Here is an 18237-nt window from a genome sequence, read left to right as displayed (position 1 = left end):
CGTGTCTCTAAACTACAGAATAGTGCAGACCGCCGTCCCTTGCCGTAACTCATCAGGACGACGCTCTCCCATTGATGCCGACCACGGCGAGGGCCAGCGCTGTGAAAGTGCCGAACAGCTCTGTGATCGGGATGGACGCCAGCGCCATGGTGAGACCCTTGGCGGCGGCGATCGCCCCCACGGCTCGCTGAATTGCGATCAACTGGCAGAGGCGGCCCCCGCTTTTCCAGGAATTGCTTGCCCGCGGTGCGCGAGGGGTTCGCGGGCTTCTCGATGCAGGAAGTGGGACTGACCTATTCGGTGAGCCCCAAGGGGCAGAGAGAGGCCAAGGAGCTGATCATCAGGTCATCCGGCTCAGCTCGCGGGGCTGAGAGCGGCTATCTGGCGCCGTATCTTGGATGAATCTGGTGCCTGCCCCTAGCCGTTCGCACGTTCAACAGACAGCACTGTTGCGACGCCGCGTAGCAGGCCTGAGGGGAATGGGCATGCAAGACATCGATCCGAGTGAACGATTCCGCGCTCTGATTGATGCGGCAGCATCTATCCTTGGCGACGGTGTGGACCATCCCAACGTATGGGCCGTTCTTTGCGAACACGTCACGTTGGAACACGGGCCAGCTTTCATTGCGTTCGTCGAGGCAATCCTTCCGCTGCAGGACGATCTCAGGATTATCAAGGCTCTGCGTCTCATTCATGCCGTTTCGTTCGGCGTGGCAGTCGACGAGCAATCAGGGATAGCCAAACTCGGAGAACTGGAAGGTTCTTGGCCGAACTGCACGGAAATCGCAGGTGCCAAATTCTTTCTGCGCAACCTTTCGAACCCCGACCGCCCACCGAATCTGATTGGGAAGTTCTGTGAGGCCCCATTTACGAAGTTCGAGACCCTGATCGACGGCTCGGTCGCGCCTTGCTGCTCGATCTGGACCAAGAAGCGTCTCGGCCAACTCGCCGACGGCGGGCTGGAGGCCTGCTGGAATAGCCAGAGCGCCCAGGAAATGCGTGCCAGCATCCTCGACGGCAGTTTCCGCTACTGCAACAAAGAGCGGTGCACGCTGATCATGGAAGATGCACTGCCAGATGCCGACGAGGTCACGGACCCAGGGCTCAGGAATGTAATCGGCAAAAGCCTTGTCATCCTCGACGAGAGGCCGCGGTGGCTGTTTCTGGGCCATGATCTCACTTGCAACCTTGCCTGTCCCTCTTGCCGCGACCAGACGCTAGGCTTAGACAAATCTTTCGAAAAGCCCCTTCAGAAAATAGAAGAACAAGTAATACATCCAATACTGCATTCGGAAAACAAGGTAAAACTCTCAGTTTCCGGACAAGGCGATCCGTGGTCTAGTCCTCACTATCGCTCTATCCTTAAATACATTGCAAATCGAGAACTAAACATCGATCTTGACATTCACACCAACGGCCTTCTCATGACAGAAAGTCGCTGGTCGGAATATTCGGGCCTAGAAAAATATCGCCCTCTTGTTAACATCTCAATCGATAGCTGTACGCCATGGGTATATGAGATTTTACGTCGGCCTGGCAAATGGGCGACGCTCCACCAAAATCTCATCTTTATCGCTTCAAGACGAGCGGCGGGGGCAGTCAGTGAGATGCACCTTAACGCCACTGTCCAGGCCGATAACTATCATGAACTGCCCGACATGGTTGCCTTCGCTGCGCAGCTTGGTGCCGACACCATACGCTTCTACATGATCCAAAATACCGGCGGTCATCTTGCCGCAAGCTATCCCGAGAAGAACATCGGCAATCCGAACCATCCACTCCATCTGGCGTTTCTTGAAACGCTGCGCCATCCGATCTTGGGCGGTTCGATCGCACATCTTTACGATGTCGCGAACTGGCGGGAAAACGCATTGCAAGCGTCGCTACCCTCTGACCGGCTTGGTCGGGAGTATAGCCAGTCTGATTTGCTGCAAGCTCTTGGCGAGACGATACGGACCGGGGCTTTCGCGACCACGGTCGCTCTTTGTGCCGCGGGTAGAATCCGGTTCCCCAGTGACATCGGCATCCTCAGGGCAGAGGCCGACGCACTGTCTGCTCTCGGATTCGATAGACTAAGTGCATACCGACAAAGGGAAATCGATGCCGTCACTACGAAGGGGGCACCCGAGCCTGTGATCCCCATTTCGTCAGGTTCTGACCTCTCGGATGCACGGAGGGCAAACGCGTGAACTCAGCCGATGGCGGAGGCACGGCGTTAGTTATCAATAGTCATTCGCCGCCGTCCTAAAACGTATTGCACGCCGCCGCGTCGCCCTTGTCGTAGCCGACCTTGAACCAGCGTTTGCGGTCGGCTGACGAGCCGTGGTTGAAGCTTTCCGGCACCACATAGCCTTGCGTCCGCTTCTGTATGGCGTCGTCGCCGATCTGAGTGGCGGCGTTCAGCGCCTCGTCGAGATCGCCGGGTTCGAGAATGCCTTTCTTCTCGGCATAATGGCCCCAGACACCGGCGTAGCAATCGGCTTGCAACTCCACCTTCACCGACAGCGCGTTGGCGGCGGCCTCGCCGAGGCTCTGGCGCTTCTTGTTGAAGGCCGGCAGCACGCCCAGGAGGTCCTGCACGTGATGGCCGACCTCGTGGGCGATCACATAGGCCTGGGCAAAATCGCCGGGGGCGTCGAACTTCTGGCGCAGTTCGTCATAGAAGGCGAGGTCGATGTAGACCTTGCCGTCCTCAGGGCAATAAAACGGCCCGCTCGCCGCGCTGGCAAAGCCGCAGGCCGACCGCATCTGGCCAGAGAACAGCACCAGCGGCGTTGCCGTATAGCGCTTGCCGTTCGCCTTGAAGATCTCCGTCCAGGTGTCCTCGGTGTCGCCGAGCACGGTGGCGACGAAATCGCGCATCTCGTCATGCTGGCCCGCGCGCGGCCGATCGATCGCCGTTGAGCTGCCACTTGTCGAGCCGCTGTCCATGCTGCCGTCGAGCAGCACCATGGGATTGATGCCGAGGAACCACAGCACCAGGCCGAGAACGATCAGTCCGCCGATGGAAAGGCCACCGCCGCGACCGCCGCCGAAGCCACCACCTGGAAAGCGCATGCCGCCACCGGAAAAGCCACCGCCGCTATCCCTGACGTCCTCGATGTTGTCGCTCTGGCGACGCCCTCTCCACTGCATGCCCTGCCCCTCCGCTGTCTCAGAGTATAACAGCAAAACGCGCGGCAAGTTCCGCCATAGCTGACACAGGACTGTCGTCTCGGCAGCGCATGTAGAGGCGTCTTTTCCTGAGCCGAGTCCGGACCATGCCTGAGATCGAAGCCATTTCGCCGCTGCTTGCCACCATGATCGCCGCCGCTCACCTTGGCGGCGGTATCGCCCGCAAGCATTTTGCCGCCTGCGGTCAGGCAGAGGTGGACGAGAAGGCGGCGCGCGACTACGTGACGGCGGCCGACGTGGCGGTCGAGGCCGCCATCGCCGCCGAACTCGCCGAGGCCTATCCGGACTGGTCGATCAATGGCGAGGAGAAAGCCGGCAATCGCGAGGGTGCGCCCGACGCGCCGCGCTTCCTGATCGACCCGATCGACGGCACCACCAATTTCGCCTGGGGCATTCCCTTCTTCGGCGTGGTGATCTCGCTGCTGCGCGGTAACCGCATCGACGCCGGCGTCGTCTACGATCCAATGCGCGACGAACTCTTCTACGCCGAACGCGGCCATGGCGCCTTTCTCGACGGGGCACGGCTCACCGTCCGTCAGGGGCGCGACATCGACCATGCGGTGATCGGCGCCAGCCTGCCGATCCCCGGCCAGGTCAAGTCAATGCCGGTGGCCCGCTACCGCGAAGTGCTGATGGAAATCATGGACCACGCTGCCACCATGCGGCGGATGGGCTCGGCGGCGCTGTCAATCGCATATGTGGCGGCCAGCCGCCACGACGCCTTCTTCGAGGATGGCCTGTCGCCGCACGATTACGCGGCTTCCGTGTTGATCGTCGAGGAAGCCGGCGGTCTGGTCGGCGGCTTCGACGGCGGCGCCATTCCGGACACCGGCGCCGTGCTCGCCGCGACGCCGACCGTTCACCCGTGGTTGGTAGAACGCTTCACGGCGTAACGGCGGCAAGCCCCAACTCCACCGCTCGCCGCGCCACCGCGTCGGGCTCGTTGGTGGTGATCTGGTCTGCCTTGAGCGCGATCAACCGGCGGAGGCTGTCGTCGGCGCCGGGGTGATGGAGATCGAGCGTGTAGGCGTCGATGCGCTTGCCCGCCTTATGGAACGCGGCGATCAGGTCGAAGCCACGCCTGTCGGCGGTGAGGATCGCAGCATAATCGAGATAGATGAGGCTCGCTTCCGGCAAGGCCGCCAGTGCATCGGCAACGAAAGCGTCGAGATCGCCGCCGGCCTCAATCTCATCGACCGTCCGCTCGTTACAGGGATCGAAGCCGAGGTTGAGACCCGGCGTCGCCCGGCCAAGCCGCGCCACCGCGTCGCGGTCGCCGCCCGACAGAATGAAATGCGGCGCGACCCCTGAGAGCACGGCCGCGAAAGCCTCGACGGTAGCCTCGTCGATGACGTCGGCGCCCACCTTGAGGTCGAGCTGGATCAGCGTTTCCGGATGCACCGAGCCAGCGCGCACCAAGCCCGCCAGATCGTCGAGCAGCAACACCTTCTCGTCGGTGATTTCGCCGGAGGGCCGGCGCAGCTTCAGCCGCCGGAGATCGTCCGGCCGCGCCGAGGCGACCGGCCCGTGGCCGTCGGTTTCCCGATCGAGCGTTTCGTCATGCAGCACCGCGAAACCGGCCCCGGCGTGAGGATTGAGATCCACTTCGAAGCTGGCGCCCACCGCCATCGCCTCAGCCGTCCGGTTCGGCGTGAACGGCACGTCGGAACGGACGCGCCGACCCATGTGCCATTTGAGCCGGGTGCGATGGCCGTCGCGGTAAAGATCGAGGCCCGCCTCGTCGAGGTCATGCATAACGAACGTCGCGAAAGGAGCGCTCCGTGTCGGAGCGGTAACGGCGCGGTTCGGCGCCCTCGGTGAACACCGTCCAATTGTCGACGCGGATGCCGATCCGTTCGCCGGGCTCGACGCGGATGGCCTTGTCGGTCTGGATGCGGAGATGGGTGCCGTCGGCGAGCGCACCGTCGATGACCACATGCGCGCCGAAATCGATCATCCGGCGCACCGTCACCGTACACCCCTCCGCCGGTTCGGACAGCGCGATGTCTTCCGGACGGATGGCAAGGCGGGCCGGGCCGCTGCCCTCGGCCGGCAGCCGCAGGCCACCGGCGGTCACCTCGCCGTCGGCCAGGGTGCCCACAAGCATGTTCATGGCGCCGATGAAGCCGGCAACGAAGGCGGTCTTCGGCTCGGCGTAGATCTCGCCGGGCCGGCCGACCTGCTGCATGCGGCCATCCGCCAGCACGACGATGCGGTCGGAAATCGCCAGCGCCTCGTCCTGGCCGTGGGTAACGAACACGGCGGTGATGCCGAGGCGCTGTTGGATGTCGCGCACCTCGTCGCGCAGGCGTTCGCGCAAATGCTGGTCGAGACTGGCGAAGGGTTCGTCGAGCAGCAGGATCTTCGGCTCGATCACCAGGGAGCGGGCGAGCGCCACGCGCTGCTGCTGGCCGCCGGAAAGCTGGCTCGGCAGGCGTCCGCCATAGCCGGAAAGACCGACGAGATCGAGCACCTTCTCGACGCGGTCGCGGATTTCCGCCTTCGGCAGATGGCGCAGCTTCAGCCCGAAGGCGATGTTGCCGTGGACGGTCATATGACTCCACAGGGCATGGCTCTGGAACACCATGGCTGTGGGGCGCCGCTCCGGCGGCAGATCGGTGACATCGACGCCGTCGATGGCGATCGTGCCCTCGCTCGGCGTCTCGAAGCCACCGATGATGCGCAGAAGCGTCGACTTGCCGGAGCCCGACGGCCCCAGCAGGCAGACGAGTTCGCCGTCCTCGATGACGAGATCCATGGCATCGAGCGCCGTGACCTTGCCGAATATCTTGGCGATGCCGCTCAAACGAACCTGAGCCATGGGAAACGTCCTGAGAGAGCCTGATCCGAAACTCGCTGGGGCGAGGCAGATGGCGATGGTTTCGAGAACCGGAGCGGAGCGAACTTGGTGTTCGTGAGCACCGGAAGCGGAGAAATCGAAGTTCAGGCATCCGCCCGAAAAGTTGCAGACTTTTCGGGCTAAGCGGATGCCCGGAGATGCCCGCCCCAGTAGAGTTTGGGGTCAGGCTCAGCCGCCGAGGCCCTTGGCGAATGCATCGGCTCCCATCACCCGGCGGGCCGCCAGCATCAACAGGAAGGACGGCACCCAGAGGAAGACGAACAACACCGCGCCATATTGGACTTCGAGGGCGTTGTTGATGAACGAGATCATCACCATCGGCATGGTGCGCACGTTGGGCAGGCCGATCAGCCAGGCGGCGTCGGTCTCGTAGAAGGTGTTGACGAAGGTGATCAACAGGGCGGCGAACAGCGTCGGCAGGGCCTGCGGCAAGGTGATCGACCAGAACACCCGCATCGGCCCGGCGCCGACATCGCGCGCCGCCTCCTCCAGGCGCCGGTCGACGCCCTGGAAGGCGGAAACCGGAATCCAGATCATGTAGAGCAGCGTGCCGACCAGCTGGATCAGTACCACGCCCCAGAAGGTGCCGACGAGGTGCAGCGTCAGGAAGATGGTGGCGGTGGCGACGATCAGGCCGAATTTCGGGAAGGCCTGCACGGAGAGGAAGGCGAGGAACAACAGGTTGCGGCCGGGGAAATCCAGCCGGGCAAAGGCATAGGCGGCCGGAAAGCAGATCGCCGCCGAGATCACCGTCACCGTCGTGGTGATGCTGAGCGACAGCCAGAGCGCCTGCCAGACGTCGTTGCGCGTCAGCGTGTCCTGCCAGTAGCCGAGGCCCATGCGCTGCGGCAGGATGGCCGGAAAGCGCCAGATCTCGGCAAACGCCCAGACGGCGGTGACGATCAGCGGCAACAGGATGACCACGGCGAGGCCAACGAGAAAGGCGATGCCGGTCCAGTCGAGAGGGGCACGCCGGACGATCCGTTCGACCGCCGTCGGCGATGCATCGAAGGGCGAAAGGGGCGCGAGGTCGGTCATGCCGGTCCCTTTCTGCCACGGGCGATGGCGCGCACGTAGACGAGGCCAAAGGCGGCGCAGAAGGCGAAGGTGATCACCGCCTGCGTGGTGGCGTTGAGCGGGTCGGCGTTGTCGGAGAAGGTGCGCTGCATATAGGGGCCCATCATCTCCGGCGAGGCGGGGCCTAAGAGGTAGGGCAGCGTGAAGGCGGAGAACAGGCCGAGCACATTGAAAGACAGCGCCACGATGATCGAGCTCTGGATGCGCGGCAGAATGATGCGGCTGAAAATGGTCCAGCCCCTGGCGCCGAGGTCGCGCGCCGCTTCCACCGACGCGGTGGAGACACGACCGAGGCCGGACAGCAGCAGGAGCAGCGTCAGCGGCAGCCCTTCCCAGACGAGGCCGATGATCGGGCCGGCCGGCGTGAGGTAGGGCGTCGACAGCTTGGGCAGATGCAAGGCGACGAGAATGGTGTCGACGATGCCGTTGGGGCCGAGCACGCGGATGAAGGCATAGGCCACCAGCACGGAAGGCACGAACAGCGGGAACAGCGCCAGGCTCTGCACCAGGGCGGCGACGGAGCCGGACCGAAAGCGCAGGTAGATGGCGATCGGCATGGCGACGACAACGCGCAGCACCGAGGTAAGCGCGGTCACCCACAGCGTCAGCCAGAGATTTCTGAGGCTGTAGGCGTCGGTGAAGAAGTAGCTGTAGGAGGCGGCGCTGAAGCCTTTGCCCGGAAAATACAGCGTGCCGACGAAAGCCTGCAGCACCGGCCACAGCACCAGCCAGACCAGCAGAACGACCGGAAGGGCGACGAGAAGGAGGCCCGAAAGCCCCCCTCCCTCTGCCCTGGGGTGGGGCACAGTGATCATCGCGACCGGATCAGGTGCGCGAGATATTCGGGGCGACGTTGCGGTACCAGCCGTCCTGCACCGCCTTGGTCCAATCGCCCTGCGGGAAGGTCGGAATGGAGGACGGGATGACGTCGGCATACTTGTCGTGCAGCGCCTGCGGCAGGTTCGACCAGTCGACGGCGGGGAAGCCGCCAAGCTTCTCGATGATGACCGCCTGCGTCTCCGGCAACAGCAGGAAGTCGGCGAGCTTCAGCGAGGCATCGAGATGGGCCGCGTTGGTGGGGATGACGGCCTGGGAGAAGGCCCCGCACAGAGCGAGATCGGAAAGCTGCACCAGACCGGTGGTTTCCGGCAGCACACCCTTGGCGATCGCCTGCAGCGCCTGGTCGGACCAGGCCGGGACCATGGTCACGGCGCCCTGGGCGAGCAGTTGCAGCGAGGCGGTGTTGCCGGCGGTATAGGCGCCACTCTGATAGAGCGAAGGCGCGAGGTCGCCGAGCGCCGCCCAGGCCTTGCCGAGAACGTCGTCGGCCGTGGCCTGATTGAAATTGTCGACCTTGAACTTGCCGGGGTCGCGGCCCGACACTTCATGCACCACGCGATTGACGAAGTTGAAGCCCGAGCCGCCCTTGTCGGGGCGATTGTAGATGAACTGGCCGGGGTTGGCCTTGATCCACGCGACGAGGTCCGCGAAGGTCTTCGGCACCTTGTCCTTGGGCAGCTTGGTGGTGTCGTAGGCGAGCAGCACCTGCGAGCCACGATATGGCAGGCCATAGGGCGTCTGGATCGCCAGCTTGTTGAGCGTGCCGTAATTCTTGAGGCCGGCCTTGCTGAAATCGGTCCACAGGCCAGCCTCGAGACCGCCGGCCGGCAGCATCGGCTCGTACTGTTCGATGAAATCGAGCTGCGGATCGGCCTTGGCCGACAGGGCGGCAAGAGCGCGCTGCGCAACAGCGTCGAGCGCCGCCGCTGGGCGGGCGATGACGACGTTGAGCTCGATGCCCGCGTTGGCCGCCTCGAAGGCCGGCTTGATGACGTTGCCGAAGAAGTCGGAAATGTTGGCGTCGGACGCCGTATACATGTCGAGGCGCGTCGCCGCTGCGGCAAAGCGGGTGGACGCGGCAAGGCCGGCGGCCGTACTGACCATCAGAAATTCACGGCGGTTCATGGCACACTCCCGAGAGCGTTGGGTAAAGCGGTCCGTTCTTGGCGGAGAGCCAACGGTTCGGGCGAACGCTAGGGAGGCTGCTTATCGTTTCGATGACAGTTGGACGGCAGTTCCGTGAAGTCGGAAAGCCATCTGGGGATTAGGGTAAATCGGATTCAATCGCGGATGAGCCCGCCGAAATAGCGCAACCCATAGGCGCGAACATCGCGAACCCGGATCTCCTCGAAGCCGAAGAAGGCCCGGTAGTCGCCATCAACGATGTCGATATAATCGTGGCCACCGTGGCGGAAGCGGAAGCCGCCGAGGAAGCGATGCTCGCCATAGAGCGCGGTGAGCGCCTTCTTGATGGTGGCGCCGGCTTCGCTGCCGGTGATCAGGTCGTCGCGCAGCACCCGGCCGTGATAGCCCATCGTCCAGACTGGCCTGTCGCCGTGCCAGACCACTTCCTGGCCGGCAAAGTCGGTGCCGCCGAAGTAGCTGTCGAGATAGCGATAGTCGCCGTCGGCGAAGGCAAGGTCGTGCGAGCCCGGACGGCAGCTCACCGCCGGCGCGCCGCCGCCGGCATAGGTGGCCGCCTTGGCGGCAATGATGAAGTCCTCGAGTGCGTCCATATACGGCCTCCGATGTCCCACCGTGGAACCTAACGCAGGCTACTGCCGTTTCATGGCAGCAAGAGAGGCGCTTTATTTCATTGCCGGCTTGGCTTTCGGCGCGATGGACAAATCATCCGGCATGAGGCACCTTCTCCTTCGGGTTGTAGGGGTGTGAAAGAGGCATGAACGCAGAGACGTTTCGCGCCTGGCGGCAGCGCCAGGGCCTGACGCAGGACGAGGCGGCGCAACACCTCGGACTCAAGCGACGAATGATCCAATATTACGAGCGGGGCGAACGCGCCGGCCGCGGTGTGCCGATCCCCAAGCACGTGCGCCTCGCCTGCTGGGCCATCAGCCAGGGCGTCCGCGATTTCGACGGTCAGGAGAGCGGCGAGGCCCAGGCTAGCTGAGGCTGCGGGTCGGCGATCAGACGATCCGACGCACCATGACGAACTCGTCGATCTCCCTGCCGTCATGAAGCAAAGCTGCGGGAATCCGCCCCACCTCGCTGAAGCCTTCGCGCTGATAGAAGCGGATGGCGGCTGGATTCTCCGCGCTGACCGTCAGCTCCAACTGCCGGATGCCCATGTCGCTTGCGTGAGCTGCCACAGCGTTTAGCAGACCCGACGCCAAGCCCGTTCCGCGCAGGCTCTGGCGCAGGTAGACCATGACGATGACGGCGCGGTGGGCCATCTTGATCCCCCGCTGGCGAATGAGCCCGGCCAGCCCCACGGGCGCCTCGCCCTCGAAGGCTACGAATACGGGCTCACTCATGCGCTTGAGCCACTCCTCCTCGGAGAGGCCCGACCAGTCATCGTAGGTGCCGGCATAGGCCGCAGGTTCGAGGCGGAGCGCTTCCAGACGAATGCGTTTGAAGATATCCACGTCAGTGGCCTCAAGGCGCCTGATCGTCATGCTGTTTCCGGTCACTCGCGCCTCCCCGCTTCCAGCCCCTTTCGATACCCTGCTCCCATGCGCAAACGCAACGGCTAGAGCTTGCGAGACAATACAGAGCAGCGCCAATTGCAGACCTGCCTAACAAAGCCGCCAATTCAAGCGGAGCGGGGTTTGCGGCCGCGCGCTTTTCATCTATAAGCCCGGCAACGGTCCGAACGACGATCACCCTTCTTGCTACCCGCCCCGGTCGGTGCCCCAAGCACCAGCCGCGTTTACACGCGAGTGAAGATGCCCAGACGCACCGATATCGACACCATCCTCATCATCGGCGCCGGCCCGATCGTCATCGGTCAGGCCTGCGAGTTTGACTACTCGGGTACCCAGGCCTGCAAGGCCTTGAGGGCCGAGGGCTACCGCATCGTCCTCGTCAACTCCAATCCAGCCACCATCATGACCGATCCGGACATGGCGGACGCCACCTACATCGAGCCGATCACCCCGGAAATGGTGGCGCGCATCATCGAGCGCGAGCGGACCGAGCGGCCGGGTGACCGCCTTGCCCTGTTGCCGACCATGGGTGGCCAGACGGCGCTCAACACCGCGCTGTCGCTGAAGAAAATGGGCGTGCTGGAGAAGTACGGCGTCGAGATGATCGGCGCCACCGCCGAGGCGATCGACAAGGCCGAGGACCGCCAGTTGTTCCGCGAGGCGATGACGCGCATCGGCCTCGACACGCCGAAGGCCGCCTTCGTCAATACCTCGGCCCTCAAGCAGCAATTCCGCGCCGAATACGAGTCGCGCCGGGCAGCGGCGATTGCCGCCCATCCGGAGGACGACACCCGCGCCAAGGCGCTCGCCGCCTTCGAGGGCGAATGGGCCACCGACGAGAAGGCGCGGCGCGAGGAATACAACCTCACCGCTCGCCTGCAGGCGCTGAAGGCTTACAAAGTGACCGGCCTGCCGGCCATCATCCGCCCGTCGTTCACCATGGGCGGCACCGGCGGCGGCATCGCCTATACCATCGAGGAACTCTATGAGTTGGTGATGTCCGGCGTCGAGGCATCGCCGACCAACGAGGTGCTGGTCGAGGAATCGGTGCTCGGCTGGAAGGAGTTCGAGATGGAGGTCGTCCGCGACAAGGACGACAACTGCATCATCATCTGCTCCATCGAGAACATCGACCCGATGGGCGTGCACACCGGCGATTCGATCACCGTCGCCCCGGCGCTGACGCTGACCGACAAGGAATACCAGATCATGCGCAACGCCGCCTGCGCGGTGCTGCGCGAGATCGGCGTCGAGACCGGCGGCTCCAACGTGCAGTTCGCCGTCAACCCGGCCGACGGCCGGATGATCGTCATCGAGATGAACCCGCGCGTGTCGCGCTCCTCGGCGCTGGCCTCCAAGGCCACCGGCTTCCCGATCGCCAAGGTCGCCGCCCGCCTCGCCGTCGGCTACACGCTGGACGAACTGGCCAACGACATCACCGGCGGCGCCACGCCGGCCGCCTTCGAGCCGACCATCGATTACGTGGTCACCAAGATCCCGCGCTTCGCCTTCGAGAAGTTCCCCGGCGCCGAGCCCAACCTCACCACCGCCATGAAGTCGGTCGGCGAAGTGATGGCCATCGGCCGTACCTTCCAGGAATCGCTGCAGAAGGCCCTGCGCGGCCTCGAAACCGGCCTCAGCGGCCTCAACGAGATCGAGATCGGCGGCGCCGGCATCGACGAGCGCGGTGCCATTCGCGCGGCGCTCGGCATCCCGACGCCCGACCGGCTGCGTCACGTGGCCGAGGCGATGCGCCGCGGCTTCACGCTCGAGGAGATCTACGACATCTCCCACATCGACATGTGGTTCCTGCGCGAGATCCACGGCATCGTCGAAACCGAGGCTAAGATCCGCAAGAACGGCCTGCCGGAAACGGCCGGCTGGCTGACCCGCCTCAAGGCCATGGGCTTCTCCGACGCACGCCTCGCCGAACTGGCCCACAAGCCGGTCGAGGACGTGAAGGCGCTGCGCGACAGCCTCGGCGTCCACCCGGTCTACAAGCGCATCGATACCTGCGCCGCCGAGTTCGCCTCGCCGACCGCCTACATGTACTCGACCTACGAGACGCCGTTCGCCGGCAAGCTGGCCGACGAAGCCCGCCCCTCCGACAAGAAGAAGGTGGTCATCCTCGGCGGTGGTCCCAACCGTATCGGCCAGGGCATCGAGTTCGACTATTGCTGCTGTCATGCCTGCTTCGCGCTCTCCGACGCCGGCTATGAGACCATCATGGTCAACTGCAATCCGGAGACCGTCTCCACCGACTACGACACCTCCGACCGCCTGTATTTCGAGCCGCTGACCGGCGAGGACGTGTTGGAGATCCTGCGCGTCGAGCAGCAGAACGGCACGCTGCACGGCGTCATCGTCCAGTTCGGCGGCCAGACGCCGCTGAAGCTGGCCGACACGCTGGAACGCGCCGGCATCCCCATCCTCGGTACCTCGCCCGACGCCATCGATCTGGCCGAGGACCGCGACCGCTTCAAGCGCCTGCTCGACAAGCTTGGTCTCAAGCAGCCCAAGAACGGCATCGCCTATTCGATCGAGCAGTCGCGCATTGTGGCGAGCGAGCTGAAGTTCCCGCTGGTGGTCCGCCCCTCCTACGTGCTGGGTGGCCGCGCCATGGAGATCATCCGCGACGAGACCGGTTTTGACGCCTACCTCTCGGGCACGTTGCCGGCCCTGGTGCCGGCCGACGTCAAGGCGCAGTACCCCAACGACAAGACCGGCCAGATCAACATGGTGCTCGGCAAGAGCCCGCTGCTGTTCGACCGCTACCTGTCCGACGCCATCGAGGTGGACGTCGATGCCCTCTCCGACGGCAAGGACGTGTTCGTGGCCGGCGTCATGGAGCACATCGAGGAAGCCGGCATCCATTCGGGCGACTCGGCCTGCTCGCTGCCGACCTACTCGCTGCCGGCGGCCACCGTCGAGGAGCTGAAGCGCCAGACCCGCCAGCTCGCCCTGGCGCTCGACGTCGTCGGCCTGATGAACGTCCAGTACGCGGTGAAAGACGGCGTCATCTACATCCTTGAGGTCAACCCGCGCGCTTCGCGCACGGTGCCCTTCGTGGCCAAGACCATCGGCAAGCCGGTGGCCAAGATCGCCGCCCGCATCATGGCCGGCGAAAAGCTTGAAGGCTTCGCGCTGACCGAGCAGAAGCTCGGCCATGTGGCGGTGAAAGAGGCGGTGTTCCCCTTCGCCCGCTTCCCCGGCGTCGACACCGTGCTCGGCCCTGAGATGCGCTCGACCGGCGAGGTGATGGGCCTCGACCGCAATTTCGCGATGGCCTTTGCCAAGGCGCAGCTCGGCTCCGGCACCAAGGTGCCGACCGCCGGCACGCTGTTCGTTTCCATGCGCGACGCCGACAAGCCCCGCATCCTCGATTCAGTGCGCGGTCTCGTCGAGATCGGCTTCAAGGTGATCGCCACCGCCGGCACTCATGAGTATCTGGTCGAACACGGCATCCCCGCCGTGTTGACCAAGAAGGTCCGCGAGGGACGGCCGCATTGCGTCGACGCCATCAACAATGGCGAAGTGCAGCTCGTCTTCAACACGACGGATGGTGCCCAGGCGCTCTCCGATAGTCGTTCATTGCGCCGAGCTGCCCTCTTGCAGAAAGTCCCGTATTATACCACCTTGGCGGGGTCGATCGCGGCGGCGCGCGGAATCGGGGCTTGGTCCTCCGGCGTACGCGAAGTCCGCCCGCTACAATCCTACTTCGCCCCGGCTGGGTAGGAAAGAATTGGCGTGTCGCTTTATTGCGGCGTGCCCGTATCACAAAGCCGACGGCCGGAGCCCGGAAGGGGCACGGCACCGGCGGCACAGGAAACATCGCGGCCCGGTGCCTTTGGCGCCGGGCGCTGTGATTTTTTGAAAGGCCTTGAGACCGATGGAAAAGATCCCGATGACCGCCGCTGGGCATGCCGCTCTGGAAAGCGAGCTGCAGCGGCGCAAATCAGAGGAACGGCCTCGCATCATCGCGGCGATCGCTGAGGCGCGCGCCCATGGCGACCTCTCTGAAAATGCCGAATACCACGCCGCCAAGGAGCAGCAGAGCCACAACGAGGGCCGCGTCTCCGAGCTGGAGGAGATGCTGGCCCGCTCCGAGATCATCGATATTTCCAAGCTCACCGGCAAGACGGTGAAGTTCGGCGCTACGGTGAAGCTGATCGACGAGGACACCGAGGAACACAAGACCTACCAGATCGTCGGCGACGCCGAAGCCGACGTGAAGGGTGGCCGCATTTCCATCTCCTCGCCGATCGCGCGCGCCCTGATCGGCAAGTCGGTGGGCGATTCCGTGGAAGTCACCGCTCCCGGCGGCCCGCGCGGCTATGAAATCCTGGACGTGGTCTTCAGGTAAGCAGCAGGTCGTAGTCGGCGCAACGCGCCATTTTCGGGCTCGTGCCGAGACATGAAGTGAAAATCGCCGTCATTCTGCCCCGCGGAACGCACTTCGGCCCGGACAAGGCCACTGCGATCGACCTTTGTGCCTACGACTTCGTTCGTTTTTCCCGCTATCGTGACGAGACCGTCGTCGTCGGAGAGGCCCTCGACAGGCCCTTCGACGACGTGCGCTTCATTGGCGTGCCCAGGCGATCGGGCCAGAGCCAGGCTTCCTTTTCCGACGCACTGGCCGCCGCCGCGGCGGCCGAGCGGCCCGACGTCGTGGTGGTGCACCAACACATCCCCTCGGCACGGCGCATCGCCAGTCGCTTTGGCGACCGCCCGGTGCTGCTGCATCGCCACAACAATCCAAAGAGGCCGAAAGGCTTTCTCGGCCGCTGGATGGAGAGGCGGAAATACGCGCCCTTTGCCCGGATCATCGTGATCAGCGCCTTCACGCGCGATCGCCTCATCGCCTATTTCCCAAGCCTCTCCGCCAAATGCCACGTGGTGCACAACGGGCTCGATCTCAGCGAATGGCCCATCACCGCCACCAAGCACCGGGAAATTCTGTTCGTCGGCCGGGCCGTGCCGGAAAAGGGTGTGCTGGAAGCCGCGCGTGCCGCCGTGTCGGCGCTTGAGCGGGCACCCGACTGGCACATCCGCTTCATCCTCAGCGGTCTCGACGGCAACGCTCCTTACGCAGCCGAAGTCACCGACACGTTGCGCCCGCTCGGCGACCGCGCCGAAGTGCAGCGCGATTTGCCGCACGCGGCCGTGCGCGAAGCCTTCCGCGACGCCGCCATCGCGCTGGTCCCCTCACGCTTCGAGGAGCCGTTCGGCCGCACCGCCATCGAGGCCATGGCCGGTGGCGCCGCGCTGATCTGTTCGCTGCGGGGTGGCCTCAAAGAGACCGCCGAGGGTGTGTCGCTCGAAATCGACCCGGACGACCCCGCCTCCATCGCCGGCGCGATCACCCGCCTCGTCAACGATGAAGCGCTGCGCCACCGCCTTGCCGAAATGGGACGAAAAAGAGTGGAAACCGCCTTCGCCATCGAAGGCTCGGCTGCCCGGCTCGACGATATCTACGCGGCGGCATCCTCACGAAAAGTTGCGGGACGGGCGGTCGATGCGAGTGAATGAATCAGAGCGGTGGGCAAACCTCGATTTAAACTTTATTGGCCTTTACTGCAGCGTCCGCAACAGGATGAGGGCATGACAATATGAGCGAAACACTGACTCGGATCGGCATCATGGTCTGTACGGCCCAGCGGCCGCGCATGCTGCGCGATTGCGTCGAGTCACTGCTCGCCCAACAACTGGCGGACGATTGGCAGGTCGAGGTCTGCGTCGTCGAGAATGACGCGACACCAAACTCGCGTGGCGTCGTCGAAACCATGCCGACGTCTTCGCCGGTGAAGGTTCGCTACTATCAGGAGCCGCGTCGCGGCATCCCCTTCGCCCGCAACAAGACGCTCGAGGTCGGCCTTGCCAACGGCTACGACTGGATCGTGCTGATCGACGACGACGAGCGCGCCGACCCCACCTGGCTCGCCTGTCTGATGCGGACGGCGATCGAGCACGGCGCCGACGTGGTCTCCGGCCCGGTTCGCCGCAGCTATGAGGCGCCGCCGCCCAAGTGGTGGAAGCTGCTGAAGCCCATCGTCGGCCCCGCCGGCATGCCGCTTGACGAGGCGCCGACCAACAACACGCTATTGAGTGCCAAACTGATCCGTCCTGACGGCGGTGCCCTGCGCTTTGCCGAAGCCCTGACCTTCGGCTATGAGGACATCGACTTCTTCTCCCGCGCCTACAAGCTCGGCTTCCGCATCGTCTGGTCGCCGGACGCCTTCGTCGAGGAGACGATACCGGCGAGCCGCGTACAGCCGGAACGGCTGATTGCCAGGGTGCACTCGACGGCCGCCGCCCAAGTCCTCGCCGCCAAGATCCGGCATGGCGACGTCCCTACGGTCGCAAAGTTTGCCCTCAAGGGTATCCGCCGTCTCGTCAGCGGCGCGTTCCAGTGCGCCCTGTTCTGGCCGGGCAAGGGCTTGGGCTGGGAGAAGCCGACCAACAGCTATTATCGCGGCCGACTGCGGCTCGCCCGTGGCCTCGGCATCTATCGGGGCCTCTTCACGATCCTTCCCAACTATTACAATACGGTGGATGGCAACTGATGGTCCCTGAAGGCGAAACGTTGCGGGTGGTGCACGTCCACCTGGGGATCAAGGGCGGCGCCGAGCGCTTCTTCGTCAGCCTCGTCAACGCGCTGGCCGAGCGTGGCGTCGAGCAGAAGGCGCTGATCTTCCCCGACCGCGTCTGGAAGAAGGATATCGAGGCGGTCTGCGGCATCGAGGAGATGGGGTTCAGCCGTTCCCACATCGCCCGCTTCTTCACCAACAGGCGGATTGCCAAGATCAATAATCGTTTCCGCCCGCACGCCATGATGTCGTGGATGCCGCAGGCGACGCGCTGGATTCCGAACGATCCCAACATCCTGACAGCCGCCCGCCTCGGCGACTATCCCGAACGGCTCGACTATTTCGTCAACTGCGACTACCTAATCTGCAACACGCCGGACATCGCCCGCGCCGCCGCCGGCATCGGCTGGGATATCGCGCGCACCCGCGTCATCTCCAACTTCACCGACGTGCGCCGGGTAGCTCCCATTGATCGCGCCAAGCTCGACACGCCGGAAGGCGCCTTCGTCATCCTTGGCATGGGCCGCTTCGTCGACCGCAAGGGCTTCGACACGCTGATCAAGGCCGTGGCGCCACTGCCGGGCGCCGTGCTGTGGCTGGTTGGTGAAGGCCCTGAGGAGGACAAGCTGCGTCAACTCGCCGCCGATCTCGGCTGCGCCGACCGGGTGCGCTTCCTCGGCTGGAGCATGGATCCCGGCCCCTATCTCGCCGCCGCCGATGCGCTCTCCATCCCATCACGCCACGAACCGCTCGGCAACGTGGTGCTTGAAGCCTGGGCGGCTGGCAAGCCGGTGGTCGCCACGGCCAGCGAAGGCCCGAGCTGGCTGATCGAAGACGGCGTCAACGGCCTGCTCGCCCCGATCGACGATCACGCGGCGGTCTCCGCCGCATTCGGCCGGCTGATCGCCGATCCCACCCTTGGGCCACGCCTCGTGGAGGCCGCCAATACCAAGCTGGAATTGAGCCATTCCCGCAAAGCCATCGCCGACGCCTACTTGGCGTTTCTGTCATCGGCGCCCCGCCGACCCTGAGCCCT

Annotated in this window: 17 protein-coding genes; 8 read left to right on the top strand and 9 right to left on the bottom strand. The window is 64.4% G+C overall.

Features of this window, described 5'->3' with window-relative positions; genetic code table 11:
• Nucleotides 1-52: 52 nt before the first annotated feature.
• A complete protein-coding gene (locus AB6N07_RS06675; protein ID WP_370677023.1) occupies nt 53-202 on the bottom strand; it encodes a hypothetical protein in 150 nt (49 codons plus the stop codon).
• A 283-nt stretch (nt 203-485) separates the two neighbouring features.
• On the opposite strand from AB6N07_RS06675, the gene AB6N07_RS06670 reads away from it, so the two are divergent.
• On the top strand, nt 486-2189 hold the full coding sequence (locus AB6N07_RS06670; protein WP_370677022.1) for an SPASM domain-containing protein: 1704 nt from the start codon (nt 486-488) through the stop codon (nt 2187-2189).
• A gap of 55 nt (nt 2190-2244) precedes the next feature.
• Here the strand turns inward: AB6N07_RS06670 and AB6N07_RS06665 are convergent, their stop codons facing one another.
• Nucleotides 2245-3135 carry a neutral zinc metallopeptidase gene (locus AB6N07_RS06665; RefSeq protein WP_370677021.1) on the bottom strand — a complete coding sequence of 297 codons (891 nt, stop codon included), beginning with the start codon at nt 3133-3135 and terminating at the stop codon, nt 2245-2247.
• Between the two features lie 125 nt (nt 3136-3260).
• On the opposite strand from AB6N07_RS06665, the gene AB6N07_RS06660 reads away from it, so the two are divergent.
• Entirely contained in the window at nt 3261-4067 is an 807-nt protein-coding gene (locus AB6N07_RS06660; protein WP_370677020.1) for an inositol monophosphatase, read from the top strand.
• Here the strand turns inward: AB6N07_RS06660 and AB6N07_RS06655 are convergent.
• From AB6N07_RS06655 to AB6N07_RS06630, 6 genes are all read right to left on the bottom strand, one after another.
• On the bottom strand, nt 4057-4929 hold the full coding sequence (locus AB6N07_RS06655; protein WP_370677019.1) for a glycerophosphodiester phosphodiesterase: 873 nt from the start codon (nt 4927-4929) through the stop codon (nt 4057-4059). The two genes, AB6N07_RS06660 and AB6N07_RS06655, sit on opposite strands and share 11 nt — an antisense overlap.
• Nucleotides 4922-5995, bottom strand: coding sequence for an ABC transporter ATP-binding protein (locus AB6N07_RS06650; protein ID WP_370677018.1), 1074 nt, complete (start codon nt 5993-5995; stop codon nt 4922-4924). The genes AB6N07_RS06655 and AB6N07_RS06650 overlap by 8 nt, the downstream gene beginning before the upstream one ends.
• Before the next feature lie 207 nt (nt 5996-6202).
• Nucleotides 6203-7072, bottom strand: coding sequence for an ABC transporter permease (locus AB6N07_RS06645; RefSeq protein WP_370677017.1), 870 nt, complete (start codon nt 7070-7072; stop codon nt 6203-6205).
• Nucleotides 7069-7926: an ABC transporter permease gene (locus AB6N07_RS06640; RefSeq protein ID WP_370677016.1), complete on the bottom strand. Its 858-nt coding sequence runs from the start codon at nt 7924-7926 to the stop codon at nt 7069-7071. The genes AB6N07_RS06645 and AB6N07_RS06640 overlap by 4 nt, the downstream gene beginning before the upstream one ends.
• Nucleotides 7927-7936: 10 nt before the next feature.
• The gene (locus AB6N07_RS06635) at nt 7937-9076 is read right to left on the bottom strand and encodes an extracellular solute-binding protein (protein ID WP_370677015.1); all 1140 of its coding nucleotides are present in this window, start codon (nt 9074-9076) and stop codon (nt 7937-7939) included.
• 155 nt (nt 9077-9231) lie between these two features.
• Complete coding sequence (locus AB6N07_RS06630) at nt 9232-9687, bottom strand: DUF5680 domain-containing protein (RefSeq protein WP_370677014.1); 456 nt, start codon at nt 9685-9687, stop codon at nt 9232-9234.
• Between the two features lie 164 nt (nt 9688-9851).
• Here AB6N07_RS06630 and AB6N07_RS06625 point away from each other — a divergent pair, with 164 nt between their 5' ends.
• Nucleotides 9852-10079: a helix-turn-helix domain-containing protein gene (locus AB6N07_RS06625; protein WP_370677013.1), complete on the top strand. Its 228-nt coding sequence runs from the start codon at nt 9852-9854 to the stop codon at nt 10077-10079.
• A gap of 16 nt (nt 10080-10095) precedes the next feature.
• On the opposite strand, the gene AB6N07_RS06620 is transcribed toward AB6N07_RS06625, so the two are convergent.
• Nucleotides 10096-10584 carry an N-acetyltransferase family protein gene (locus tag AB6N07_RS06620; RefSeq protein WP_370677012.1) on the bottom strand — a complete coding sequence of 163 codons (489 nt, stop codon included), beginning with the start codon at nt 10582-10584 and terminating at the stop codon, nt 10096-10098.
• 270 nt (nt 10585-10854) lie between these two features.
• Here AB6N07_RS06620 and carB point away from each other — a divergent pair, with 270 nt between their 5' ends.
• The 5 genes from carB (at nt 10855) to AB6N07_RS06595 (ending at nt 18232) form a co-directional block, all read left to right on the top strand.
• Nucleotides 10855-14349, top strand: a complete 3495-nt coding sequence (carB, locus tag AB6N07_RS06615) for a carbamoyl-phosphate synthase large subunit (RefSeq protein ID WP_370677011.1) — start codon at nt 10855-10857, stop codon at nt 14347-14349.
• 154 nt (nt 14350-14503) lie between these two features.
• A complete protein-coding gene (gene greA, locus AB6N07_RS06610) occupies nt 14504-14977 on the top strand; it encodes a transcription elongation factor GreA (RefSeq protein WP_370677010.1) in 474 nt (157 codons plus the stop codon).
• A 56-nt stretch (nt 14978-15033) separates the two neighbouring features.
• Complete coding sequence (locus AB6N07_RS06605) at nt 15034-16143, top strand: glycosyltransferase family 4 protein (RefSeq protein ID WP_370677009.1); 1110 nt, start codon at nt 15034-15036, stop codon at nt 16141-16143.
• 80 nt (nt 16144-16223) lie between these two features.
• Nucleotides 16224-17177: a glycosyltransferase family 2 protein gene (locus tag AB6N07_RS06600; RefSeq protein ID WP_370677008.1), complete on the top strand. Its 954-nt coding sequence runs from the start codon at nt 16224-16226 to the stop codon at nt 17175-17177.
• 20 nt (nt 17178-17197) lie between these two features.
• Nucleotides 17198-18232 carry a glycosyltransferase gene (locus AB6N07_RS06595; protein WP_370678200.1) on the top strand — a complete coding sequence of 345 codons (1035 nt, stop codon included), beginning with the start codon at nt 17198-17200 and terminating at the stop codon, nt 18230-18232.
• The last annotated feature ends 5 nt before the right edge of the window (nt 18233-18237 follow it).

Origin of the sequence: Pleomorphomonas sp. PLEO (assembly GCF_041320595.1) — a bacterium.
Lineage (GTDB): Bacteria > Pseudomonadota > Alphaproteobacteria > Rhizobiales > Pleomorphomonadaceae > Pleomorphomonas.
This window is presented reverse-complemented; position numbering and strand designations above follow the sequence as displayed.